This window comes from Mesorhizobium sp. CNPSo 4689 (assembly GCF_057784325.1).
Map to the genome: position 1 here is coordinate 25,786 of NZ_JBWLUZ010000010.1, position 22,735 is coordinate 48,520.

Annotated in this window: 22 protein-coding genes; 4 read left to right on the forward strand and 18 right to left on the reverse strand. The window is 63.9% G+C overall.

Going from position 1 to position 22,735, the window contains the following annotated elements:
* The first annotated feature begins 44 nt into the window (after positions 1-44).
* Positions 45-1,040, forward strand: coding sequence for an ABC transporter permease (locus AC04SI_RS15865; protein ID WP_488474479.1), 996 nt, complete (start codon positions 45-47; stop codon positions 1,038-1,040).
* A gap of 211 nt (positions 1,041-1,251) precedes the next feature.
* Here the strand turns inward: AC04SI_RS15865 and phnN are convergent, their stop codons facing one another.
* The 9 genes from phnN to AC04SI_RS15910 form a co-directional block, all read right to left on the reverse strand.
* A complete protein-coding gene (gene phnN / locus AC04SI_RS15870) occupies positions 1,252-1,881 on the reverse strand; it encodes a phosphonate metabolism protein/1,5-bisphosphokinase (PRPP-forming) PhnN (protein ID WP_404274642.1) in 630 nt (209 codons plus the stop codon).
* Positions 1,878-3,017 carry an alpha-D-ribose 1-methylphosphonate 5-triphosphate diphosphatase gene (locus AC04SI_RS15875; RefSeq protein WP_404274641.1) on the reverse strand — a complete coding sequence of 380 codons (1,140 nt, stop codon included), beginning with the start codon at positions 3,015-3,017 and terminating at the stop codon, positions 1,878-1,880. The genes phnN and AC04SI_RS15875 overlap by 4 nt, the downstream gene beginning before the upstream one ends.
* A gap of 18 nt (positions 3,018-3,035) precedes the next feature.
* Entirely contained in the window at positions 3,036-3,743 is a 708-nt protein-coding gene (locus AC04SI_RS15880) for a DUF1045 domain-containing protein (protein WP_404274639.1), read from the reverse strand.
* Positions 3,744-3,880: 137 nt separating this feature from the next.
* Positions 3,881-4,693, reverse strand: a complete 813-nt coding sequence (gene iolB, locus AC04SI_RS15885; protein ID WP_404274637.1) for a 5-deoxy-glucuronate isomerase — start codon at positions 4,691-4,693, stop codon at positions 3,881-3,883.
* Positions 4,694-4,698: 5 nt separating this feature from the next.
* A complete protein-coding gene (locus AC04SI_RS15890; RefSeq protein WP_192178304.1) occupies positions 4,699-4,917 on the reverse strand; it encodes a DUF3329 domain-containing protein in 219 nt (72 codons plus the stop codon).
* Positions 4,918-4,981: 64 nt separating this feature from the next.
* Positions 4,982-5,899, reverse strand: a complete 918-nt coding sequence (gene iolE, locus AC04SI_RS15895) for a myo-inosose-2 dehydratase (protein WP_404274635.1) — start codon at positions 5,897-5,899, stop codon at positions 4,982-4,984.
* Between the two features lie 59 nt (positions 5,900-5,958).
* Positions 5,959-7,803 carry a 3D-(3,5/4)-trihydroxycyclohexane-1,2-dione acylhydrolase (decyclizing) gene (iolD, locus tag AC04SI_RS15900; protein WP_404274634.1) on the reverse strand — a complete coding sequence of 615 codons (1,845 nt, stop codon included), beginning with the start codon at positions 7,801-7,803 and terminating at the stop codon, positions 5,959-5,961.
* Between the two features lie 26 nt (positions 7,804-7,829).
* Positions 7,830-9,764: a bifunctional 5-dehydro-2-deoxygluconokinase/5-dehydro-2-deoxyphosphogluconate aldolase gene (locus AC04SI_RS15905; RefSeq protein ID WP_488474480.1), complete on the reverse strand. Its 1,935-nt coding sequence runs from the start codon at positions 9,762-9,764 to the stop codon at positions 7,830-7,832.
* Between the two features lie 174 nt (positions 9,765-9,938).
* Positions 9,939-10,667: an SDR family oxidoreductase gene (locus AC04SI_RS15910; protein ID WP_488474481.1), complete on the reverse strand. Its 729-nt coding sequence runs from the start codon at positions 10,665-10,667 to the stop codon at positions 9,939-9,941.
* A gap of 121 nt (positions 10,668-10,788) precedes the next feature.
* Between AC04SI_RS15910 and AC04SI_RS15915 the strand changes: the two genes are divergently transcribed.
* Positions 10,789-11,697, forward strand: coding sequence for an AraC family transcriptional regulator (locus AC04SI_RS15915; protein ID WP_488474482.1), 909 nt, complete (start codon positions 10,789-10,791; stop codon positions 11,695-11,697).
* A 59-nt stretch (positions 11,698-11,756) separates the two neighbouring features.
* Here the strand turns inward: AC04SI_RS15915 and AC04SI_RS15920 are convergent, their stop codons facing one another.
* Complete coding sequence (locus AC04SI_RS15920; RefSeq protein WP_192178309.1) at positions 11,757-12,602, reverse strand: MurR/RpiR family transcriptional regulator; 846 nt, start codon at positions 12,600-12,602, stop codon at positions 11,757-11,759.
* 155 nt (positions 12,603-12,757) lie between these two features.
* Here AC04SI_RS15920 and AC04SI_RS15925 point away from each other — a divergent pair, with 155 nt between their 5' ends.
* Positions 12,758-13,867, forward strand: coding sequence for a Gfo/Idh/MocA family protein (locus AC04SI_RS15925; RefSeq protein WP_488474483.1), 1,110 nt, complete (start codon positions 12,758-12,760; stop codon positions 13,865-13,867).
* A 40-nt stretch (positions 13,868-13,907) separates the two neighbouring features.
* On the opposite strand, the gene AC04SI_RS15930 is transcribed toward AC04SI_RS15925, so the two are convergent.
* The 8 genes from AC04SI_RS15930 to AC04SI_RS15965 all read right to left on the reverse strand — a co-directional run bounded on the left by AC04SI_RS15930 (position 13,908) and on the right by AC04SI_RS15965 (position 21,416).
* Complete coding sequence (locus AC04SI_RS15930; protein ID WP_488474484.1) at positions 13,908-14,999, reverse strand: 3-deoxy-7-phosphoheptulonate synthase; 1,092 nt, start codon at positions 14,997-14,999, stop codon at positions 13,908-13,910.
* An 88-nt stretch (positions 15,000-15,087) separates the two neighbouring features.
* Positions 15,088-15,210 carry a hypothetical protein gene (locus AC04SI_RS15935; RefSeq protein WP_488474485.1) on the reverse strand — a complete coding sequence of 41 codons (123 nt, stop codon included), beginning with the start codon at positions 15,208-15,210 and terminating at the stop codon, positions 15,088-15,090.
* Positions 15,200-15,994, reverse strand: coding sequence for an SDR family oxidoreductase (locus tag AC04SI_RS15940; protein WP_404274625.1), 795 nt, complete (start codon positions 15,992-15,994; stop codon positions 15,200-15,202). The genes AC04SI_RS15935 and AC04SI_RS15940 overlap by 11 nt, the downstream gene beginning before the upstream one ends.
* 84 nt (positions 15,995-16,078) lie before the next feature.
* Positions 16,079-17,071 carry an inositol 2-dehydrogenase gene (iolG, locus tag AC04SI_RS15945; RefSeq protein WP_488474486.1) on the reverse strand — a complete coding sequence of 331 codons (993 nt, stop codon included), beginning with the start codon at positions 17,069-17,071 and terminating at the stop codon, positions 16,079-16,081.
* A 104-nt stretch (positions 17,072-17,175) separates the two neighbouring features.
* Positions 17,176-17,946, reverse strand: coding sequence for an ATP-binding cassette domain-containing protein (locus AC04SI_RS15950; protein WP_192178314.1), 771 nt, complete (start codon positions 17,944-17,946; stop codon positions 17,176-17,178).
* Between the two features lie 2 nt (positions 17,947-17,948).
* Positions 17,949-19,019 (reverse strand): ABC transporter permease, encoded by a 1,071-nt coding sequence (locus tag AC04SI_RS15955; protein ID WP_436246455.1) that lies wholly within the window; start codon positions 19,017-19,019, stop codon positions 17,949-17,951.
* 112 nt (positions 19,020-19,131) lie between these two features.
* Positions 19,132-20,073: a sugar ABC transporter substrate-binding protein gene (locus tag AC04SI_RS15960; protein ID WP_192178316.1), complete on the reverse strand. Its 942-nt coding sequence runs from the start codon at positions 20,071-20,073 to the stop codon at positions 19,132-19,134.
* A gap of 311 nt (positions 20,074-20,384) precedes the next feature.
* Complete coding sequence (locus AC04SI_RS15965; RefSeq protein ID WP_488474487.1) at positions 20,385-21,416, reverse strand: LacI family DNA-binding transcriptional regulator; 1,032 nt, start codon at positions 21,414-21,416, stop codon at positions 20,385-20,387.
* Positions 21,417-21,589: 173 nt separating this feature from the next.
* Between AC04SI_RS15965 and AC04SI_RS15970 the strand changes: the two genes are divergently transcribed.
* The gene (locus AC04SI_RS15970; protein ID WP_488474488.1) at positions 21,590-22,693 is read left to right on the forward strand and encodes a fatty acid desaturase family protein; all 1,104 of its coding nucleotides are present in this window, start codon (positions 21,590-21,592) and stop codon (positions 22,691-22,693) included.
* Positions 22,694-22,735 lie beyond the last annotated feature (42 nt).

Sequence of the window (22,735 nt, forward strand, 5' to 3'; positions counted from 1 at the left end):
ACACTTTTGCGGAACCTGCTCAGGCAGGCATTGGGGAGAAGACGATGAGCAAAAAAGACCTCGGCCTGCTGATCCTCATCCTGGTGGTGGGAACGGTGGTGGCGATCATCAATCCGCGCTTCCTCTTGCCGATCAACCTTGCCAACACCTCGAACCTGATCGGCCTGTTCGGCATTCTGTCGATCGGCCAGGCCTTCGTCATCATCACCGGCGGCATCGAATTGTCTGTGGGATCGGTGGTTGCGCTGCTCGGGACTCTGTTCATCGACTTCATCGCCGTGCGCGGGATGGATTGGCCGCTGGCCTTCGTGCTGATCATTGCGCTCGGCGCCGTCATCGGCCTGGTGCATGGCTGGCTGATCACGCGGCTGAAGCTGCAGCCCTTCGTGGTGACGCTCTGCGGCTTGCTGATCTATCGCGGCGTGGCGCGCTTCTACACCGCCGACGGCACGGCTGGCTTCGGCTTCGGCCAGAATTTTCCGGACCTTGAATTCCTTACCGCCGGCCGCAGCTACGGCGTGCCGAACAGCTTCATCGCGCTGATCGTCATCTCAGTCGTGATGTGGGTGGTGCTGCACCGCTCGGTGTTCGGGCGCTATCTCTACGCCATCGGCAAGAACGAGGAAGCGGCGAAATATTCCGGTATCCGCACGGGGCGCGTGGTGATGGCGGCCTACGTCATCTGCGGCGTGCTGACGGCGCTGTCGGCGATCTATTTCGCCATGTACACGCGCTCGATCTCGCCGGCCAGCCACGGGCAGTTCTACGAGCTCTACGCCATTGCGGCGGCCGTGCTCGGCGGCTTCTCGCTGCGCGGCGGCGAAGGCTCGTTGATCGGCGTCATCCTCGGCACGGTGCTGCTGCAGGAATTGCAGAACCTCGTCAATCTGCTCGGCATCCCCTCCTCACTCAACTTCGCGGTGATGGGCGGGGTGATCCTGATCGGCGTGCTGGTCGACCAGCAATGGGGCGTGTTCCGGGCACGGCGGCAGATGATCGACGCCACGCGCAAGAACGTGGCGGGCGCGCCGGCGGAGTAGCTGCTTGTCTCTCCCTTCTCCCCTTGTGGGAGAAGGTGGCCTCGCGAAGCGAGGTCGGATGAGGGGTGTTGGAAGGATCGCCACCTCGAAGAGGTAAGCGATTAAGATCCTTCAATTTTCTCGCGCCGCGTTTCCTCCAACACCCCTCTTCCGTCTCGACGCTGCGCGCCGATCCACCTTCTCCCACAAGGGGAGAAGGCAAAAAGGCGTCCTAGATCATGCTCGACAGGTCGGAGAACGCCATCGCCTTGCGCAGCACTTCGGCGAAGCGTTCGCCTGCCACTTCGCGGGCGCCGCTGTTGTCGATCGAGGTAACGTCGGGGCCGGACAGCGCAACCGATGTGCTGCGCGCCAGGCGGGCCAGCACCTCGCCGCGCGATTCGCGGCCGCGCATGGCCAACCGCTCGGCGAGGATTTCCGGCGTGGCGGTGATCTCGACGACGGCCAGATTGGCGTAGCGGTCGCGCAACACCGGAATGATGCCGCGCGACACGTTGGCGACGGCGACCTGGCCGTTGGCGACCGACCAGTCGACATCGGCCGGAATGCCATAGCGCAGGCCATGCGCCTCCCAGGCAATGGCGAAGGCGCCGTCGGCCTCGGCTTCGGCAAAGGCCGCGTCGGCCAGCGTGTCGTGGTCCTCGCTCGCCGCATCGCTCGGCCTTGTGATGACCCGGCGCACGAACTCCAGCCGGCTCTCATCGGCGAAACGCGCCTTGGCAAAGCCGATCACCGTGTCTTTGCCGGCGCCGCTCGGTCCGACCACGGCGACAAAAACGCCGTGGCGGATCGGAAAGGTGTCGGTGGAGAGTTCGCGTTCGATCAATGCCGAGACCATCATGCGACCCGGCGCCCCTGGCGCCAGACGGTGCGGACGACCGGCACATGGTCGTCGACGCGCACGCGCACCAGGTCGGCGCGCCGGCCCTGTTCGATGACGCCGCGATCGCTGAGGCCGACCGCCTCGGCCGGGTTCTTCGACACCATGGCCACCGCCTGCGGCAGCGAAATGCCCTCGACGACATCGCCGAGGAAGAAGGCCGACTGGATCAGGCTGAAAGGAATGTAATCCGACGACAATATGTCGAGCAGGCCGTCGCCGGCGAGCGTGCGGGCCGAGACGTTGCCCGAATGCGAGGCGCCGCGCATGACGTTGGGCGCGCCCATCAGCACGCCGAGCCCGGCCGCTTTCGAGGTCCGTGCCGCTTCCTCGGTGGTCGGGAATTCGGCAACGCGCACGCCCTGCTCGATCGCCGCCTCGACATGGCCCGAGGTGGCGTCGTCGTGGCTCGCCAGCACGATGCCGCGCTCATGGCAGGCGGCGGCGATGAAGACGCGGTTGGGACCGGAGTTCATGGCCGATTCCGCCATGCGCTTCTCGCAGAACTTCTGAAAGGCGCGATCCGTCAGCTTCAGCTTGCGCTGGTAATAATAGGCATAGGTCTCGAGATTGACGAACTGGCGCTGTCCCGGCGCATGATCCATCAGCGAAGCCAGCTTCACCCGCTTATCGGTCTCGAAATTGGCGAAGGCCCTCAGGCAATCGGGTGCCGAAACTTCGCAGCGCAGATGGATGAAGTGATCAGCCCGCAGCCGGTCCTGCTCGACGCTATCCTCGATCGCATCGGCCAGCTTGCGGATGTCGGCGGAGTTCAGGTCGGCATCCTCGTCCATGCCGACGCGCAAGGCGTCGAACACGGTGGTGATGCCGGCGGTCGCCACCTGCGCGTCATGGGCAAGCACGGCGGCGATCGGGTTCCAGCGCACTTTCGGCCGCGGCGCGTAGTGGCCCTCGAGATGGTCGGTGTGGAGTTCGACCAGGCCGGGGATCACGTAGTCGCCGCCCATGTCCTCGCCGGTGCGGGCGGCGCCGGGATCGATGGCGGCAATCAGGCCGTCGCGCAGCACGAGCGAGCCCTCGACGATCTCGTCGGCAAGCACGATGCGGGCGTTGGTGAGAACGGTCTCGGCGGTCATTTCAGGCAGTCCTTGATCTCAGGCAGTTTTTCTGGCCGGGCGACGCCCGAGCGCGTGATGGGAAAGCACCATGAACGGCGCGCCCGGTTCGGTTTCGACAAACAGCGTAAGCGCATCGACGGGCACCGGCCGCAGCAGCACCTCCGCGAACAGGCTGTCTATTGCTGCGCGCAGACGAGGGCTTTCCTGTGACGCGGCGCGGCCGGACAGCGTCATGTGGAAGCGAAAGGTCTCGAAGACGTAGGGGTAGCCCCACTGGCAGAGGTTGCGGAATTCGGCCGGCTTCAGCGAATCGGGGCTGCGGCGTTCGATCTCAGCCTCGGTCAGCGGCGCGCGGAAGCGGTCGAAGCCGAGCACAACGTCATCCGCAAAACGGTTGAGCGCCGGCAGCGGCGCTTCCGGCACGAGCGCGAAAAAGCCGTCGATCTGGCCGACGACGAGGCGTGGAATGGTGACCGGCATGGTCGCTTCGGCGAAGCTGTCGAGTGCCGCGCGCAGCGAGGCTTCCGTCTCGTTCGGCGCCAGCTGGAAGGGCGCCTTCAGTGTCGCATGGAAGCCGTAGCGCCGCGCCGACGCCGTATGGAAGGCGACTTCCGCCGCCGACAATTCACCGACGGCCTCGACCGGCCGGGTCGCGGCGCCGAACGGATCGCGGCCAAGCCAGTTGGCGGCGATCCGCGCCAGCGGCTCGTCCTGCCTGGGAGTGAAGTAAATGGCGTAGCGCATGAGAAAACCTCGTCAGCCCGCTGCCATAGGTGATTTCCATGACGGATTGACGAAGCTTTGAAGAGTTTTCGATGGCAAATCGACCCAGCGGGGTCCTTAGCCGACGATTTTTCCGTGCTGGACCAACAAATTCTGGATCACGCCTTCATCAGCCATTCGTGCTCGGGCGCGTTGTGGAATTTCCAGGTGCGCTTCGGCCCGGCCATGACATTGAGATAATAGAGGTCGTAGCCATGGCAAGCTGCGCAAGGGTGATAGCCCTTGGGCACCAGCACGACATCGCCATCCTCGATCGCCATCGCCTCGTCCAGCGCACGCGCGCCGTCTGTGTCGGGATCGGTGTAAACGCGCTGGAAGGCAAAGCCCTGCGGTGGGTTGAGGCGGTGATAGTAGGTCTCCTCGAGATAAGACTCCGCCGGCAGATTGTCCTGGTCGTGCTTGTGCGGCGGATAGCTCGAGGTGTGACCACCCGGCGTGATGACCTCGACCACCAGCAGCGAATCGGCCGGCTTGCCTTCCGGCAGGATGTTGGTGACGTAACGCGTGTTGGTGCCCTTGCCGCGGGTTTCCTGGCCAAGATCGTCGGGCGCGATGACGCGAACCGGCAGGCCGCCGCCAAGCCCCGGCGCCGAGCAGACGGCAAGCTCGAGATCGGTGTCGGCGGTGACCGACCAGTCCGACCCCTCGGGCATGTAGACCGACCACGGCTTGCCGTCGAAGGGCGACATGCGCTGGCCGAGCAGGCCAAGATCCTTGCCACCGACGCTTGCCTTGCCCTTGCCGGTGACGAAGACCAGGCAGACTTCGCGATCTGTGGTTTCACCGGACGCGCTTTCACCGGGCTTCAGCCGATGCAGATCGAAACCGACATAGGTCCAGCCGGCATTTTTCGGCGTCACATGGGCGACGCGGCCATGGCCCTTGTTGGCTTTGACGAGCAGCTTCGACATCTGGGTTACTCCTTCGGTTCGGGCTCGGTCGGTGCCTTGCCCTCTTCGGCTGGCTTGTAGAGGTAGAAGAACTGCCAGACGGCGTAGCCAGCGAAGCCGAGCGCGATCACGCCCCAGAATGGCGTGCCGGAGGCGAACTCGATTGCCGACCAGATCAGGCAGACCGCGACGATGGCAACGCGCCGCCACAGCGGCCGGAAGAACGGGTGCTCATTATCTTTCATCGGGCCAATCCGGATTTCACCAACCGGACCTCGGATAGGCCGCCGGTCACGGCAAATCCAGCGTTCATGCGTTGGGGAAGCCTTGCGTCTCGACCGTGTACCCCGAAGCCGTCATCACCCGCATCAGCTCCTTGTAGCCGACCTGGGCCATTTTGAGCGGCGGATTCTTCTTTGGATCCTGCTCGGCCTCGACAACGAACCAGCCCTCATAGCCATGATCCGCCAGCCTCTGCACGATAGCGCCGAAATCCAGCGAGCCGTCGCCGGGCACGGTGAAGGCACCGAGCGCCACGGCGTCGAGAAAGGACTGCCTGGTGCGGTCGAGACTGTCGATCACGCCCATGCGTACGTCCTTGACGTGAACATGGTTGACGCGCTTGTGATGATTGTCGATGGCGCGCAGCACGTCGCCGCCGGCAAAGGCCAAATGACCCGCGTCGAGCAGCAGCGGAATGCCTTCGCCGGAATGGCGCATGAAGGCGTCGAGTTCCGGCTCGGTCTCGACGACCGCCGCCATGTGGTGATGATAGGACAGCGGCATGCCTTTCTCGGCACACCATTCGCCGAATTCGGTCAGCCGCCGGGCGTAGGCCTTCATCTCGTCGCCGGAAAGTTTGGGCTTGGTGGCGAGTGGCTTCGAGCGGTCGCCCTGGATGGAACGGCCGACCTCGCCATAGACGATGCAAGGCGCGTTCACCGCCTTGAACAGATCGATCATCGGCTGGATGCGATCCTTGTTCCTCGCCATCTCCTCATCGACCAGCGTGCCGGAGAACCAGCCGCCGCACAGCGTGACGTCGGCTTCCTTCAGGATCGGCAGCATCACCTTGGGGTCGTTGGGGAAGCGGCGGCCCATCTCCATGCCGGTGAAGCCGGCCGAGCGCGACTGCGCCAGGCACTCCTCCAGCGACACGTCATCGCTGAGTTCAGCAAGATCGTCGTTCCACCACGCGATGGGGGACATGCCCAGTTTGGCTCTCAAGTCGTCACTCCAATGTCAGATCGTTGCAAGGCGACCTCAGGTTTTTATGAGCGGCGGGCTCAAGCCTGCCGCTCGCTCAAGGCTTCCTCGTATTTCTTGCGCGCGGCGTTCACCTGCGGCCGTGCCGAGACTTCCGGCACAGCGACGTCCCACCAGTGGCCGCCGGCATCGGTCGACACCAGCGGGTCGGTGTCGATGACAAGAACCGTGGTACGGGCGTTCTTCTTCGCCTGCTCTAGCGCGGTTTCAAGCCCGGCGATCGACGACACTTTCTCGGCGATGGCGCCGAGGCTTGCCGCATGCGCGGCGAAGTCGATGTCGGGCAGGATCTCGTGGCGCGAGTCCTTCAAGAGATTGTTGAAGTTGGCGCCGCCGGTCGCCATCTGCAGCCGGTTGATGCAGCCATAGCCTCTATTATCGAGCAGCACGATTACCAGCTTGAGGCCGAGCATGACCGAGGTCGCGATCTCGGAATTGAGCATCAGATAGGAGCCGTCGCCGATCATTACGACGACCTCCTCGTCGGGCTTGGCCATCTTGACGCCGAGCCCGCCGGCGATCTCGTAGCCCATGGTCGAGAAGCCATATTCGGCATGGTAGGAGCCGGGCGCGCCGGCCTGCCAGAGCTTGTGCAACTCGCCGGGCAGACCGCCGGCGGCATGCAGCAGGGTCACACTGGCGCCCATCGTGCGCTGCACGGCGCCGATCACCTGCGCGTCGGACGGATAGGCGGCATTGGTCGAGGCCGTCACCTTGGCGGCATCGGCCTGCCAGTCCGTCTTGCCCTTGATCGCATTGTCGGTCCAGGCGGCAGGCGCCTTCCAGCCCTTCAGCGCGGCAGCGAGTTCGGAGAGCCCTTCCGCTGCGTCGGCGACCAACGGCAGTGCCCAGTGCTTGCCGGCATCGAAAGGCTGGCTGTTCAGGCCGATGATGGTCCGGCCGGAATTCTTGAACAGCGCCCAGGAACCGGTGGTGAAATCCTGCAGCCTGGTGCCGACGGCGAGCACCACGTCGGCCTCTTCCGCCAGCCGGTTGGCGGCCGAAGTGCCGGTAACGCCGACCGCGGCCATGTTGAGCGGATGATCGTCCGGCAGCGAGGATTTGCCGCCTTGCGTCTCGCAGACCGGAATGCCGGCGCCCTGCACCAGCTTCGCCAATTCTCCGGACGCCTGCGAATAGAGCACGCCGCCGCCGGCGATCACCAGCGGCTTTTTCGCGCCCTTGAGCGCTGCCACCGCGGCCGCCAGTTCCTGGCGATCGGGGCGCACCCTGCGCGGCGTCCAGACGCGCTCGGCAAAGAAGTTTTCAGGATAATCATAGGCCTCGGCCTGCACGTCCTGGCAGAGCGACAGCGTCACCGGCCCGCATTCGGCCGGATCGGTCAGCACCTGCATGGCGCGGTTGAGCGCCGGGATGATCTGCTCGGGACGGGTGATGCGGTCGAAATAGCGCGAGACGGCGCGGAAGCAGTCGTTGACCGTCGCCGTGCCGTCGGAAAAATCCTCGGCCTGCTGCAGCACCGGATCCGGCAAGCGGTTGGCGAAGACATCGCCGGGCAAGAACAGGACGGGCAGTCTGTTTACATGCGCAAGTGCTGCCGCCGTCACCATGTTGAGCGCGCCGGGGCCGATCGAAGAGGTCGCCGCCATGAAGCGGCGGCGGAAATTGGCCTTGGCATAGGCGATCGCCGCATGCGCCATCGCCTGCTCATTGTGGGCGCGGAAGGTCGGCAGGTCGTCGCGCACCTGATAAAGCGCCTCGCCGATGCCGGCGACATTACCGTGGCCGAAGATCGCCCAGACGCCGCCGAAGATCTGAACCTTCTTGCCGTCGATCTCGGTCATCTGGCGGGACAGAAAGCGGGTCACAGCCTGCGCCATCGTCAGGCGAACGGTCTTGGTCATGTCGTTTCCTCCGGCTTTCCGTCTTCTTATGCGGCCTTGCGGCCGCGCGCGGCAAGCCATGCCTCGGTCAATTGCTCGAAGCGCGATGCCATGTCGGCCACCGCTTCGTCATCCGACATCCTGCCGGCAAGCCATTGTTCGGCGGCGTTGACGAAGATCGTGCGACCGACGGCAAAGCCTTTGACGATGGGCGCCTTAGCGGTGGCGGCGAAGGCCGCCTCCAACTCGTCCTGCGGCGCTTCCAGCCCGAGCAGCACGACGCCGCGGCACCATGGATCGTTCCTGACGATCACCGCCTCGATCTTCGCCCAGGCATTTGCCGAAGCCTGCGGTTCAAGCTTCCACCAGTCCGGCTTGATGCCGAGCGCATAGAGTTCCTCCAGCGCGCGCGGGATCGTCGTGTCGTCGAGCTTGCCGTGCTTGCCGGCGATGATCTCGACGAGAAGTTCTCGGCCTACCTTCCGCGCGGCCTCGAACAGCGCTCGGAGCTTCTGCTGCTGCTCCGTCTTCAGCGCCTCGGGATCGTCGGGATGGTAGAAGCACAGGCACTTGATGCAGTGCTCGACCGGCCATTCGACCAGTTGCGAGCCGATGTCCTGCGAGAATTCGAAGCGAAGCGGCCGCGAGCCCGGCAGTTCGACGGGACGGCCGAGCCAGGCGAAGGGATGGCGGGCGAACTCGAACATGGCGTCGCGGCCAAATTTCTCGTCGAGCAGCATGCCGTAGCCGCTGCGGCCAGCGGCAACCTTGGCGGCCGCCTTGACCGTCAGCACCTTGAAATCCTCGATGCGCGCGACATCGGCGCCAACCTTTGCCGCCACATCCTCGAGTTGGACGCGGTGGTCGCAGGCCAGCGCCATCAGCGAAGGAATGTCGCGCCGGCGGGTCGTCGCCCAATGGATGTGGTTGATCGCCTCGTCCTTGCGCAGCGCCAGATGCTTGCTGCCGTGCTTGAGGAAGAATTGCAGCTCCTCGAAGGTCGGATATTCCGGCGCGCAGAGCAGGCGCGACACGGCGAAGGCGCCGCAGGCATTGGCCCAGGTCGCCGCCGTGGCAAGGTTCTCGCCGCCGAGCCAGCCGCGCAGGAAGCCCGACATGAAGGCATCGCCGGCGCCGAGCACGTTATAGACCTCGATCGGGAAGCCCTTGCCGACGACGCCGTCCTCGAGATCGTCGCTGATCGGCCCGTCATAGACGATGCAGCCCATGGCGCCGCGCTTCAGCACGATGGTGGCCTTGGACAGCGAGCGGATGGTCTTCAGCGCGCTCAGGCAATCGTCGGCGCCGGACGCGATCATGATCTCTTCTTCGGTGCCGACGATGAGATCGCAATCGGGCAGCACGGTCTTCAACTGCGCCGAGACGCGGTCGGATTTGACATAGCGCTCAAAGCCTTCGGCATGGCCGGCGAGACCCCAGAGGTTGGGGCGGTAGTCGATGTCGAACACCACCTTGCCGCCCTTGGCTTTCATGATGCGGATCGCCTTGCGCTGGGCGGCGTCGCTGTTGGGCCGCGAAAAATGCGTGCCGGTGACGACGACGGAGCGCGCCGAGGCGATAAAGGCCTCGTCGATGTCCTCCTCCGCCAGCGCCATGTCGGCGCAGTCGGAGCGATAGAAGATCATCGGCGAGACGCCCTCCGCCTCAACCGACAGGAGCACCAGCGCGGTCAGCCTATCCCTGTCGGTCTTGAGGCCGTCGACCGAGACGCCTTCACGCCTGAGCTGTTCGCGGATGAAACGGCCCATCTGCTCGTCGCCGACGCGGGTGAGCAGCGCCGAGCGCAGGCCGAGCCTGGCCGTGCCGACCGAGATATTGGCCGGGCAGCCGCCAACCGACTTGGCGAAGGAGGTGATGTCCTCCAGCCGCGAGCCGGTCTGCTGGCCATAGAGATCGACCGACGCACGGCCGATGGTGATGACGTCGAGCGGTGTCTGTCTCGCTTCCACGGCTTCGCCCATTGGAACCTCCCATCGGCCTTGTTGTCTTGAGCAACTTCATTTTGGGGTACACGTGCGAGCGGCAGCGTGGCGCCGTCAATATGAAATAATAATTCCAATCCATAGTCAAGATGGAATGAGCATTCCTTTGCTGGAAAGTGCCGCCAAATCGGTGCGAGGCAGGTTTGGCTCCATTCACCAGGGAAGCGGACCATCGTCGTTGAAAAACCCGGCATTCGGGCCATCGGCATCCAGGGTCGCCAGGCGTATGACGATCTCAGCCGCCTGCTGCACGGTGCGGTGGCCTCTATGCCCATTCAGGTCGGTGGCGGTGTAGCCGGGCGCCGCGGCATTGACCTTGATGCCTTGCGGCGCGAGTTCCCGGGCGAAGGCCACGGTGATGGCGTTGAGGGCCGTCTTGGAGCTGCCGTAACCCATCATGTTGACCGAATGGTTCGGGGTGCCGGAGTCGAGCGCGCGGCCGATGGATCCCGTGGAGCTGCTCACCATGACGATGCGGGCGGCGGGCGCTGCAAGCAGCAGCGGCAGGAAGGCCTGTGTCACGCGGATCGGTCCGAAGACGTTGACGTCATAGGTGGCCCGGATATCGGCAAGATGCTGCTGGCTCGGCGGCAGCTCGTAATTGATGGCGACACCGGCATTGTTCACCAGAACGTCAAGGTAGGCGCTTTCCGCACCGACGGTTTTGGCGGCAGCCGCTACGCTTTCGTCCCGTGTCACGTCCAGCTCGAGCCATCGAACGTCCAGGCCTTCGGCGCGCAATGCCTGCGCCGCTGCCATACCACGTTCGGCATCTCTGGCGCCGAGCCACACCCTGTAGCCCATCGTCGCCAGCCGCCGGACGATTTCGCGGCCGATGCCCTTGTTGGCGCCGGTCACCACAGCGCTTTTCGATGTCGTCATTTTGGGGTCTCCATCTATCCATATCGAAGACCCGAAGATGGCGCGGCACAGGAACCGCCGCGCGCCGAAACCTCTCCCGCTCTTGCCTAATCCTCTCATGCGGGTTGCGCGGTATGTGTGGATGCGCGATGCTGGCGCCATGAGCGAGGCATTACGGGAGCTGATCGATATCGCCGGCCGCCATGCGTGCGGGCGACGAACAGCAACGGCGATCCCTCGCGTTTCGATCGGCCGCAGCGAAGTCACCACGGCGCCAATGGCGGGCGTGTGGGGGTCGGGGATCTTGTTCGTGCTGCAGGGCGCGAAAACGGTTCTGATCGGCGACCAGGCCCTTCGCTACAATCCCGCCAGCTATTTCATCTACACTGTCGAGACGCCGACCATCAGCCAGATCGTCGAAGCGAGCGCCGGGCGTCCCTACCTGGCCGTCGGCTTCACCCTTGACCTGCAGGCAGTCGCCGCGCTCCTCGTCGAGCACGAGCCGGCCCTCGGCGGCGACAGTTTTTCCACCTCTCCCGTCAATGACGACCTGCTCGATGCGTTGCGTCGAATGATGCGGCTGCTTGACCGGCCAGCGGAGATCCCCGTGCTGGCGGCGATGCTCGAACGCGAGATGTTGTTTCGGCTGCTGCAAGGCCCGCAAGGTGGGAAGCTTCGCCAGCTTGCGCGCACCGATGGCCATCTGGCCCGGATCGGCCAGGCGATCGCCTGGATCCGGACGCATTGCCATCAGTCAATCCGGGTCGCAGATCTGGCCGAAATTGCCCATATGAGCAGCGCTGCATTTTACCGGCACTTCAAGGCGGCGACGGCCATGAGCCCGATCCAGTATCAAAAACAGATCCGGCTGCTGGAGGCCCGCCATCTGCTGGTCGCCCAGCCAGGCAACGTGGCACAAATCGCCTTCGCCGTCGGCTATGAGAGCGCTTCCCAGTTCAGCCGGGAGTATGCCCGTCAGTTCGGGTCGCCGCCTGCGCGCGACGCGGCGCGCCTGGTGGCAGGAGGCGAAGCGGCCGTAGAGGTCATTTAAGTATTTGTTTTTACGCAATTCCGGACGGAAAACCGCTAAGCACTTTTCCTGGAATTGCTCTAGACTTTGCGCTTGCGGCCCGTATCGCGCCGCTTCTCGCCAACCGCAACGGTCAGCGCCATGGCCAGTGCCATCGTCGCCGACAGCGAGCGGAAGCCGGCGAAATCGGCCTCGGCGACCTCGAACCAGACCTTGGCGAACTGGGCGAGCGGCGAGAACGAGCTGTCGGTTATGGCCACGATCGGCACGCCCTGCTCGGAGATGGCTCGCGTCTCCTCGATGGTCGCCGGAGCATAGGGCGAGAAGCTGATGGCAATGACGGCGTCGTTCGGCGTGGCAAAGCCGACCATCTCGGCGTTCAGGCCGGCGGCCGATTCGATCAGCTGGTTGCGGATCTTCAGCTTGCCCAGCGCGTAGGCGATGTAGGACGCGACCGGATAGGAACGGCGCTTGGCCAGCACATAGATGGTCTCGGCCTTGGCCAGCAGAGCGATCGCCTCTTCGAAATGCGGTTCGTTGAGCGTGCGCGAAATGTCGCTGAGCGAAGTGCTGGCGGCGGCGACGAAACCGTCGAAAATCGCCCGGTGGCCGGCACCCTCCTCGGCCTTGGCGCGCAGCGCTGCCAGCCTTTCGTCATAGGAGGAATTGCGCTCGCGCAGGCGCTCGCGAAACACCTGCTGCAGGCTGGTGAAGCCGTCGAAGCCGAGTTGCTGGGCAAAACGGATCAGCGTCGAAGGCTGAACGCCGGCGGAAGCGGCGATGCTGGCGGCGGTGCCGAAGGCGATATCGTCGGGATTGTCGAGCGCATAGGCGGCGATCTGCGCGATACGCTTGGGCAGGCTCTGGCGCCGCTCCAGGATCGTTGCCCGCAGCGTCTCGAAATCGCGGGGCACCCGTTCGTCCATCGTCGCTCCGCCCAGGCCCATCTGTCGACGCCCCCTCTGTGCACATCATAGCGAGACTGTGCAAGAAGGCCATAAAAAATGAGTCACACGTTCCATTTGCGAGCAAAATGGACTAATTCATCCACACTATTTTCCCCATAGTGGAGATTGCAGAGATGGTCGGAGTCGGTCTTATCGGTACGGGCTTCATGGGCAAGTGCCATGCGATTGCCTGGAGCGCGGTCGGCACCGTCTTTCCCGAAGTCGCCAAGCCAAGGCTGGTGCATCTGGGCGAGGTCGATGCGGATCTCGCCAAACGCCGCGCCGCCGAATTCGGCTTCGCCAAAGGCTCCGGCGACTGGCGCGCCGTCGTCAACGACCCCGAGGTCGATGTCGTCTCGCTGACCACGCCCAACCAGTTCCACCCGGAAATGGCCATCGCCATCCTCGAGGCCGGCAAGCATCTGTGGTGCGAAAAGCCGATGGCGCCGGGCTTCGCCGAGGCGCAAGCCATGGCCGCGGCGGCGAAGAAATCCGGCAAGGTGGCCGCGCTCGGCTACAACTACATCCAGAACCCCGCCATCCGTCACATCGGTGCGTTGCTCGACGAGAAGATCATCGGCGAGGTCAACCATCTGCGCATCGAGATGGACGAGGATTTCATGGCCGACCCCGAAGCGCCGTTCTTCTGGAAGCACGAGGCGGCTTCCGGCTATGGCGCGCTAGACGATTTTGCCGTGCATCCGCTGTCCCTGGTCAATGTGCTGTTCGGCCGTGTCGGTCGCGTCATGTGCGACATGGCCAAGCCCTATGCCGACCGCAAACTGGCCTCGGGCGGGCGCCGCGCCGTCGAGACCTACGACATCGCCAGCGTGCTCATGCATCTCGAAAACGGCGTCGCCGGCACGCTGCTGGTCAACCGTTCGGCCTGGGGCCGCAAGGGCCGCATCGCCATCCAGATCTTCGGCTCCAAAGGCTCGATCCTCTACGATCAGGAGCGGTTCAACGAGTTCCAGCTCTACCTCACCGCCGACCGGCCGACCGAGCAGGGCTACCGCACCATTCTGGTGGCGCCGCACCACAAGCCCTACGACGCCTTCCTGCCGGCGCCCGGCCACGGCCTCGGCTTCAACGACCTCAAGATCATCGAATGCCGCGAACTTTTGACCCGGCTCGCCGGCAAGCCGGCGCGGATCATCGACTTCGACGAAGGCCTTGAGATTGAGCGAACCGTGCATGCGATGGCGCGCTCGTTCGAGGAACAGCGCTGGATCGACGTGCGATAGCAGCAGCCGCGCCGGTTCCGGCGCGGCTGTTTCAACAGCGTCAGGCGGCTCCCTGGCGGCTGTCCAGCATGGCGCGGCGCGCCGAGCGGCGCCACTCGACGGCGCCGGCAAGACCGTGCAGCACGGTCTCGGTGGTTGCCCAGTCGATGCAGCCATCGGTGATGCTCTGGCCATAGACGAGCGGCTTGCCGGGCACGACGTCCTGGCGGCCGGCGACGAGATTGCTCTCGATCATGACGCCGATGATGCGCTCGTCGCCCGCCGCGACCTGGCCCGCCACGTCGGCCGCCACCTTCGGCTGGTTCTCCGGCTTCTTCGAGCTGTTGGCATGGCTGACATCGATCATCAGCCTTGGTGCCACGCCGATCCGGCCGAGTTCCGCCGAGGCCGCCGCGACGCTCGCCGCGTCATAATTGGGCTGAATGCCGCCGCGCAGGATGACGTGACAATCCTCATTGCCGGTGGTCGTCGCAATGGCGCTGCGCCCGCCCTTGGTCACCGCCATGAAATGATGCGGCTGGGCGGCGGATTTCACCGCCTCGGCGGCGATGCGCAAATTGCCGTCGGTGCCGTTCTTGAAGCCGACCGGGCAGGAGAGACCCGATGCGAGTTCGCGATGGATCTGGCTCTCTGTCGTGCGCGCGCCGATCGCACCCCAGGCGACAAGGTCGGCAATGTATTGCGGGGTGGTCATGTCGAGGAATTCGGTCGCCGCCGGCAGGCCGAGATTGTTGACGGCCGAGAGCACGTTGCGGGCCATTCGCAGCCCCTTGTCGATGTTGAAGCTGCCGTCGAGGTCGGGATCGTTGATCAGGCCCTTCCAGCCAACGGTCGTGCGCGGCTTCTCGAAATAGACGCGCATGACGATCTCCAGTCGGTCCGCCAGGGCCTCGCGCAGCGCCGCCAGACGGCTGGCGTAATCCATGGCGGCGACCGGATCGTGGATCGAACAGGGGCCGACGACGACCACCAGCCGGTCATCCGTGCCGGTCAATATGGAATGGATGGCGTTGCGCGAGGCGGCAACGGTGCGCGTCGCCGTCAGCGTGCGCGGTATCTCCCGCATCACCTCTTCCGGCGTACTCAGTTCCTTGATTTCGGTGACCCGAAGATCGTCTGTGGTGGTCAACACGGCTTTCTGCTCCTGTTTAGGAGACCTGCCGGCTGAAACAAGAAAGCCGCCAGGTCTGGCGGCTGTTCGGATTTTGATGCTGCAATCTTCAGATCGAGCGCAATCCTCCCGCCGCCAGCGAGCTGCCGTAGCTAAAGTACCAGAACGTGGCGGTCAGGTGGATCATGCGGCTCATATAGTCGATGTTGGCGCGCTTGTCACTACTCGCCAATCACGCCGGCTATGTTCTGGTCGTAGTCGACCAGCGAACCGGTCATGACGCCGGCCTGCGGGCTCAGCATATAGGTGATCAGCCGGGCAAGCTGCGCGGGCTTGACCAACTGGCCCATAGGCTGGGAAGCCTCGGCCTTTTCCAACCAGTCGTCCGGCGCGTCGTGCCACTTCTTCTGCACGATCGCCTCGCCCTCGGTGTCCATCCATCCAGGCAGCACGGCGTTGCAGCGTATGCGGTTCTTCCGATAGGAGCTGGCGACATTCTTGGTCAGCGTCATCAGCGCGCCCTTGCTGGTCGAATAGGGCGTCAGGAACGACTGGCCGGCATGCGCCGACATCGACAGCACGTTGACGATCGAGCCCGGCGCCTTGCGCTCGAGCAGATGCGCAACCAGGCCTTGCATCAGGAAAAAGGGCCCGCGCACATTGGTCGCGAAGATCGCGTCGAAAAGCTCTTCGCTGGTCTCGACCAGCGAGCCGCGCGCCGAGGTAGCGGCGGCGTTGACCAGCGCGTTGACAGTGCCGAAATGGGCGATCGCGGTGTCGACGGCGCGCTTGCAGTCGGCGACCTTGGCGACATCGGCGCTGATGAAGATGGCGTCGACGCCGGCCTTCTTGAGCGAGGCGACCGCCTTGTCGCCCTTCTCCTGCGAGCGGCCGATCAGCGCCAAAGCGCGGCAGCCTTCATCGGCCAGCGCCTCGGCGACGGCGAAGCCGATGCCCTGCGCGCCGCCGGTCACGATGGCGCGCGTTTCCGAATTGCGACCGGCTGAACCATTCATCGCGTTGCTCCTGTGTTCGATACCAAATAGCCCAAGGTGTGCTCAGATGTAGGTCAGGTGGCCTCACCTGAATATCAACACACCTTAGTCGAGGCGGACGGTCTTGCCTGTCTTCGCCGATTTCAGCGCTGCATCTGCCAGCTTCAGTGCCACGAGCCCATCCGCTCCGCTGGGTGCCGCCTTCTTGCCCTTTGTCGCCGCGGCGATGAAGGCCGCGATCTCGTTGGCATAGGCGTCGAGGTAGCGGGTCATGAAGAAGTCGTGCAGCGGCGGGCGGGTGTAGCCCTTCTCATTGGCCAGTTCGATCGACACCGGGCGCTGGTTCTCGGCCGCGACCATGCCTTTCGAGCCATGCACCTCGATGCGCTGGTCGTAGCCATAGGTGGCGCGGCGCGAATTGGAGATGACGGCCTGCTTGCCGGAGGCGGTTTCGAGGATGACGCTGACGCTGTCGAAATCGCCAGCCTCGCCGATCTTCTTGTCGACCAGCACCGAGGCATGCGCGCTGACCGCCACCGGCTCCTCGCCGAGCAGGAAGCGGGCCATGTCGAAATCGTGGATGGTCATGTCGCGGAAGATGCCGCCCGAGCGGGCGATATAGTCGAGCGGCGGCGCGCCGGGATCGCGCGACGTAATGGTGACCATCTCGACCGTGCCGATGGCGCCGTCGTCGATCGCCTTGCGCACGGCGGCGAAATGCGGGTCGAAGCGGCGGTTGAAGCCGACCATCAGCGTGGCCTTGGCCTTGTCGACCACGGCCAGGCACTTTTCGACACGCTTCACATTGAGGTCGATCGGCTTCTCGCAGAAGATCGCCTTGCCGGCCTTGGCAAAGCGCTCGATCAGATCGGCATGGGTGTCGGTCGGCGTGCAGATGATGACGGCGTCGATATCCTTGGCCTTCTCGATCGCCTCGATCGTGCGTACCTCGGCGCCGTAAGCCGATGCCAGTTCCGTCGCCGCTTTCTCGAAGGCGTCCGCCACGGCAACCAGTTTTGCCTCGGGGTTGGAGCCGACGGCGCGGGCGTGGACTTTGCCGATACGACCGGCACCGAGAAGAGCGAAGCGGAGAGGCATGGATATTTCCTTTGGGGGGTTCGAACAAATTTCCGCGCCCATCGGGGCGGATGATTTTAGGATTGCAGCGGGCCGCTAGAGGCTACCGCCCGCCGCAAACAATACTAGGCTGCCGCAAGCTCCGCCTCCCCGGTCTTGCTGCCGGTGATGTAGGCGACGATGTCGTTGCCGTCGGTGTCCTGCTTGCGCAGATTGGCGACGATCTTGCCGCGCCGGAAGACGACGATGCGGTCGACGAGATCGAACACCTGGCGCATGTTGTGGCTGATCAGGATCAGAGGCTCGCCGTTTGCCTTCAGCGTGCGGATGATGTTTTCGACCTGCGCCGTCTCCTGCACGCCAAGGGCGGCCGTCGGCTCGTCCATGATGATCAGTTTCGAGGCAAAAGTCGCGGTCCTGGCGATCGCCACGCATTGCCGCTGACCGCCCGACATGTGGCGGATGGTGCTGGACAAATTGGGGATCTTCACCGCCGTGCGGACCAGTGCGGCCTCGGTCGCCTTGCGCATATACTTGCGGTCGAGGATCGAGAACGGGCCGAGGTTGAACAGCACCTTTTCGCGGCCGAGGAACAGGTTCGACGGCACGTCGAGATCGTCGGCGAGCGCCAGGTTCTGGAACACCGTTTCGATGCCCGCCTCGCGCGCCTCGATCGGGCCGGCGAAGTTCACTTCCTTGCCGTCGAACCAGACCTTGCCGTCGGTGCGCTGCTCGACGCCGGTGATCTGGCGCACGAAGGTCGATTTGCCGGCGCCGTTGTCGCCCATGATGGCGACATGTTCGCCCTTGCGCAGCTCGAAGTTGGCGCCTTCGAGCGCATGCACGCCGCCATAGCGCTTGGTCAGGTTTTCGGTCTTCAGAATGATGTCCGACATGGTCAAGCTCCTATCGCGCGGCGACGCTGGCGCCATTGATCGAGAACCACCGCGCCGACGATGATCACGCCCTTGACCATCTCCTGGTAGTAGGCGTCGAGGCGCAGAAAGGTGAAGCCGGAGATGATGACACCGAAGATCAGCGAGCCGATCACCGTGCCGATGATCGAGCCGCGGCCGCCCGACAGCGAGACGCCGCCGATGACCGCCATGGCGATGGCGTCGAGTTCGTACATGACGCCCATGCCGGACTGGGCGGTGAGGTTCTTGGAGCACAGCACCACGGCGGCGAGCGAGGCGAGGATGCTGGCGATGACGTAGACGAGAATCTTGTGGTTGGCGATCTTGATGCCCGACATGCGCGCGGCGTCCTCATTGGAGCCTATCGCATAACAGTGCTTGCCGTATTTGGTGTAGGTCAGGATCAGCTGGAACAGTATCGCCAGCGAGATGAAGATCACGACCGGCATCAGGCCCTTGCCTATGCCAGCGAAACTCTCGGTCGGAAACGAGATCGGCTGTCCCTTCGACCACCATTTGGCGATGCCGCGCGCCGTGACCATCATGCCGAGCGTGGCGATGAAGGGCGGGATGCGCGTGTAGGCGATCAAGGCACCATTGACCAGGCCGGCCAGCAGGCCGCAGCCAATGGCGACCAGCACCGGAACGATCACCGGCAGGTCGGTCCAGCCGACGAACATCGCCTTGGGGTTCGGGTTGCCATTGACCGTCGCCACCTGGGCGAAGCTCATGGCGATCATCGCCGTGGCGCCGACGACCGAGCCCGAGGACAGATCGATGCCGCCGGTGATGATCACCTGCGTCACACCGATGGCGATGATACCGACGATCGACACCTGCAGGATGATGATTTCGAGGCGCTGCTGGTTGAAGATCGCATCGACATTGTCGCGGGTGTTGAACAGGAAACTGTCGCCGAGAAAGACCCGGCCAATCAGTTCGAAAGCGCCGACGAGGATGACGAGCGCCAGGAAAACGTTGAACTCGGCAGGCCATGCCCGTTTTTTTGCATCATAGGTGAGCCCACCGATGCCATGAGATGTCTGTGCCACGTCTTTTCCTCCGTCGGCCGCATTCATCCTCCCGCCCGCTGGGGCGGGAGGAAAGTGAGGAGCGGCGCTGTTTTTCTGATTTGATGCGCCGCCCCCTATCGAAGCGCCTGGCTCAGTTCTTCTTCAGGAACTTGTCGATGTTGGCCGGCGTGACGAGCTGGAAGGGGATATAGACCTTCCGTTCGACCTTCTCGCCCTTGGCCAGCTTCAGCGCCGCGTCGAGGGCACCGGCACCCTGGCCGGCCGCGTCCTGGAACACGGTCGCGTCAAGGTCGCCCGCCTGCATCGCAGCCAGCGCGTCCTGGGTGGCGTCGACGCCGCCGACGACGACCGTCTTCATGTCGATGTTGGCGGCCTTCATCGCCTGGATGGCGCCGATGGCGCTTTCGTCGTTGTTGGCGATGACACCGTCGAACGGCTTGCCGGTCGACAGCCAGTTGGTCATCAGGTTCTGGGCCTCATCGCGGTTCCAGTTCGACGTCTGCTTGTCGATGATCTTGATGAAGCTGCATTCCGGCGTGGCGATCACGTCGTCAATGTCCTTGGTGCGCATTACCGCGGCCTGGTTGGAAAGCTCGCCCATGATCACATAGACATTGGCTTCCTTCTTGCCGGCTTCGGTGAACAGGCGGCAGACTTCCTTGGTCTCGAGCGTGCCGGAATCGGCCTCGTTCGAGGCGACGAAGGCCTGGTTTTCCGGCAGCGTGTCGACATTGACCGGCTCGCGGTTGACATAGACCAGCGGGACCTTGGCCGCGGCCGCGGCATCCGACATCGCCTGGGTGGCCGAGGTGTCGACCGGGTTGACGATGATGGCGTCGACGCCAGAGGCGACGAAGTTCTTGATCTGGTCAAGCTGCTTGGCGACGTCGTTCTGCGCGTCCTCGACCTGCAGCTCGACACCGTCCATGCCCTTGGCCTGCTCGATCATGCCGTTGCGCAGCACGGTCAGGAAGTTGTCGTCGAACTTGGCCATCGACACGCCGACCTTGGCCGCGAATGCCGACGAACTCATCAGCGCCGCAAAGGCGACGCCCAAAATCAGTTTCTTCATTGTATTTCTCCTCCACACATTGGTGTCCGGCTGCACCGATCTCGCCCGGAATCCCCGATCTCCCGAGGAATCTCTCCCGCCTGCTCCCCTGCTCCGGATGGCGTTTTGCCAGCGATTGGAACGCCAAGCCCTCTGTTTGAAACAGATGTTCCGGAACGAAAGGACCAAAATGCCTAGTCAGTGAAATATTTATTCCATTTTTGGGGAGGCCGTCAAGAGCGATTCCAAAAACCGATGCCGGATTTTCGCGACAGGGCCTTGCAATATTCTATCAGGGTGATGGATCCCATCATTCCGAATGGCTCGATGGCCTAGATGTTTTCCGGCAGGTAAATGTCGAAGGGCAGGAAGGTCTGGCCCGGCGCATTGGCGGCACCGGTTTCGATGGCGTGCGCCATGAGGCCGACAAGCTCGCGGCAGAGCGCCGGCAGCGGCGTGGAAATCACCATGGTGAGGATGTTGTCGGCGAGTGCTGCGCGCGATTCGGCATTGATCTCGTTGCAGACGACCACCGGCATGTTTTCGGGCCTCGCTGCCCTGAGCGCCGAGACCGCGCCTTCCATGCCGCCGCCGGCGACATAGCAGCCGGCAAGATCCGGATAGCGCGCCAGAAGATCGATCATCGCATCATGGGTCACTTGGTTGGCTTCCAGATTGACCAGCGTCTCCATCACCGTGAATTCCGGCGCATGCTCGCGGAAGAATGACCTGAAGCCGATCTCGCGCAGCTCATGGCCATGGAAGCGATGGCTGCCGACGAACAGGGCGACCTTGCCAGGCTTCCTCACCGCCTTGGCGATCATCCAGGCCGCGCTGCGACCGACCTTGCGGTTGTCGAGGCCGACATAGCCCTCGCGGATGCCGGCGGCAAAGTCGGACAGCAGCGAGAAGACCGGTTGCCCCCTCGCCTTCAGCGCCTCGACGGCCGCCGTCAACGTCGGATGGTCCGGGCCGACGACGGCGACGGCCCTGGACTTCGCCGCCAGCTTGCGCATCTGGGCGGCGATCTCGTCGGGGGCCAGCGAACTGGCAAAGTCGATGGTTGCGACGCCACGGAAGCGCAGCGATTGCGACACCGCCAGTTCGAGCTCCCGCGCGAAATCGCTGTAGAAAACATCATTGCCCCTCAGCAGCAGAAAGCCGAGGCGGTATTCCGGCAGTTCCTGGCGCATGCGCTGCTTGATCAGCCCGGCGGCGTGATAGCCGATGCCGGTCGCGGCCTCATAGACACGGCGCGCGGTTTCCTCGCGCACCGGCAGGCGGTTGTTCAGCACCCGGTCGACGGTGGCAACGCTGACGCCGGAGATGCGCGCCAGATCGGTGATGGTCGGCCGTTTTGCCATGACTGCCCTCTGATGTGTCGAATCCTTTTACATCATCTTGATGGGAAATGATAGAAACTATCTTTGTGAGATTGATCCTATCATCCAGTGGGGCTATTTTGAATTCCGACGCCTGCGATCATACCCTTGGCATTCGCCGGGAAGGGACCGCGAGGCGCTGGTGGAGGTTTCCAATGGCGGCAACACTGTCTGCAACGCCATCCCGGCGCGACTACAGCCTGGTCGGCCGCGATACGCAGCTGGCCGTCGAGAACGGGCTGGCGGCGGCCGATTGGTACCACACCGATGTTCCGCGCAAGCAGATGAAGGAGTTGATGCAGCGCTCCGACGGGCCGGCAATGCGCGACACCATCATCTGGCTCGGCGTGCTCATCCTGAGCGGCGCCGGCGGCGCCTGGTTCTGGGGTACCTGGTGGTGCGTGCCGTTCTTCTTCGTCTACGGCACGCTCTACGGTTCCTCGACCGATTCACGCTGGCACGAATGCGGCCACGGCACCGCCTTCCGCACGCAGTGGATGAACGACGCGATCTATCAGATCGCCTGCTTCATGATCATGCGCAACCCGGTGACCTGGCGCTGGAGCCATACGCGCCACCATACCGACACCATCATCGTCGGCCGCGACCCCGAGATCGCCATCATGCGGCCGCCCGACCTCATCCGCGTCATTTTCGCCTTCGTCGGCGTCCTCGATGCCTGGCATGCCATGAAGGACATGGTCCGCCACGCGGCCGGCATCATCAGCGCCGAGGAAATGACCTATGTGCCCGAGCAGGAACAGCCGAGGGCGATCTTCTTCGCCCGCATCTGGCTGGCGATCTATGCGGCGACGATCGCTCTGGCGCTCTATATGGGCTCGTTCCTGCCGGTCATGGTGGTCGGGCTGCCCCGCCTTTACGGCGCCTGGCACCATGTGCTGACCGGCATCCTGCAGCATGGCGGGCTGGCCGACAATGTCATCGATCACCGGCTCAACAGCCGTACCGTCTACATGAACCCCATCAGCCGCTTCATCTACTGGAACATGAACTACCACGTGGAGCACCACATGTTCCCGATGGTGCCCTATCACGCGCTGCCCAGGCTGCACGAGCTGATCAAGCACGATCTGCCGGCGCCAACGCCGTCGATCCTCGCCGGCTATCGCGAAGTGATCCCGGCCTTCCTGCGTCAGTTGCGCAACGAAGACTATTTCCTCAAACGCGAACTGCCGCCGACCGCAAGGCCGTATCGCGAGGAACTGCACAACGACCATGCCGTCGCCGCGGCCGAATGACCGGCCTGACGGGCGCAGAGCAATCCAATTTTTCCGGAGGAA

Coding starts and splice junctions, on each gene's coding strand:
- AC04SI_RS15865 (WP_488474479.1), top strand. CDS start 45: ATGAGCAAAAAAGACCTCGGCCTGCTGATCCTCATCCTGGTGGTGGGA.
- phnN (WP_404274642.1), bottom strand. CDS start 1,881: ATGATGGTCTCGGCATTGATCGAACGCGAACTCTCCACCGACACCTTT.
- AC04SI_RS15875 (WP_404274641.1), bottom strand. CDS start 3,017: ATGACCGCCGAGACCGTTCTCACCAACGCCCGCATCGTGCTTGCCGAC.
- AC04SI_RS15880 (WP_404274639.1), bottom strand. CDS start 3,743: ATGCGCTACGCCATTTACTTCACTCCCAGGCAGGACGAGCCGCTGGCG.
- iolB (WP_404274637.1), bottom strand. CDS start 4,693: ATGTCGAAGCTGCTCGTCAAAGCCAACAAGGGCCATGGCCGCGTCGCC.
- AC04SI_RS15890 (WP_192178304.1), bottom strand. CDS start 4,917: ATGAAAGATAATGAGCACCCGTTCTTCCGGCCGCTGTGGCGGCGCGTT.
- iolD (WP_404274634.1), bottom strand. CDS start 7,803: ATGACCAAGACCGTTCGCCTGACGATGGCGCAGGCTGTGACCCGCTTT.
- AC04SI_RS15905 (WP_488474480.1), bottom strand. CDS start 9,764: ATGGGCGAAGCCGTGGAAGCGAGACAGACACCGCTCGACGTCATCACC.
- AC04SI_RS15910 (WP_488474481.1), bottom strand. CDS start 10,667: ATGACGACATCGAAAAGCGCTGTGGTGACCGGCGCCAACAAGGGCATC.
- AC04SI_RS15915 (WP_488474482.1), top strand. CDS start 10,789: ATGCGCGATGCTGGCGCCATGAGCGAGGCATTACGGGAGCTGATCGAT.
- AC04SI_RS15920 (WP_192178309.1), bottom strand. CDS start 12,602: ATGGACGAACGGGTGCCCCGCGATTTCGAGACGCTGCGGGCAACGATC.
- AC04SI_RS15925 (WP_488474483.1), top strand. CDS start 12,758: ATGGTCGGAGTCGGTCTTATCGGTACGGGCTTCATGGGCAAGTGCCAT.
- AC04SI_RS15940 (WP_404274625.1), bottom strand. CDS start 15,994: ATGAATGGTTCAGCCGGTCGCAATTCGGAAACGCGCGCCATCGTGACC.
- iolG (WP_488474486.1), bottom strand. CDS start 17,071: ATGCCTCTCCGCTTCGCTCTTCTCGGTGCCGGTCGTATCGGCAAAGTC.
- AC04SI_RS15950 (WP_192178314.1), bottom strand. CDS start 17,946: ATGTCGGACATCATTCTGAAGACCGAAAACCTGACCAAGCGCTATGGC.
- AC04SI_RS15960 (WP_192178316.1), bottom strand. CDS start 20,073: ATGAAGAAACTGATTTTGGGCGTCGCCTTTGCGGCGCTGATGAGTTCG.
- AC04SI_RS15965 (WP_488474487.1), bottom strand. CDS start 21,416: ATGGCAAAACGGCCGACCATCACCGATCTGGCGCGCATCTCCGGCGTC.
- AC04SI_RS15970 (WP_488474488.1), top strand. CDS start 21,590: ATGGCGGCAACACTGTCTGCAACGCCATCCCGGCGCGACTACAGCCTG.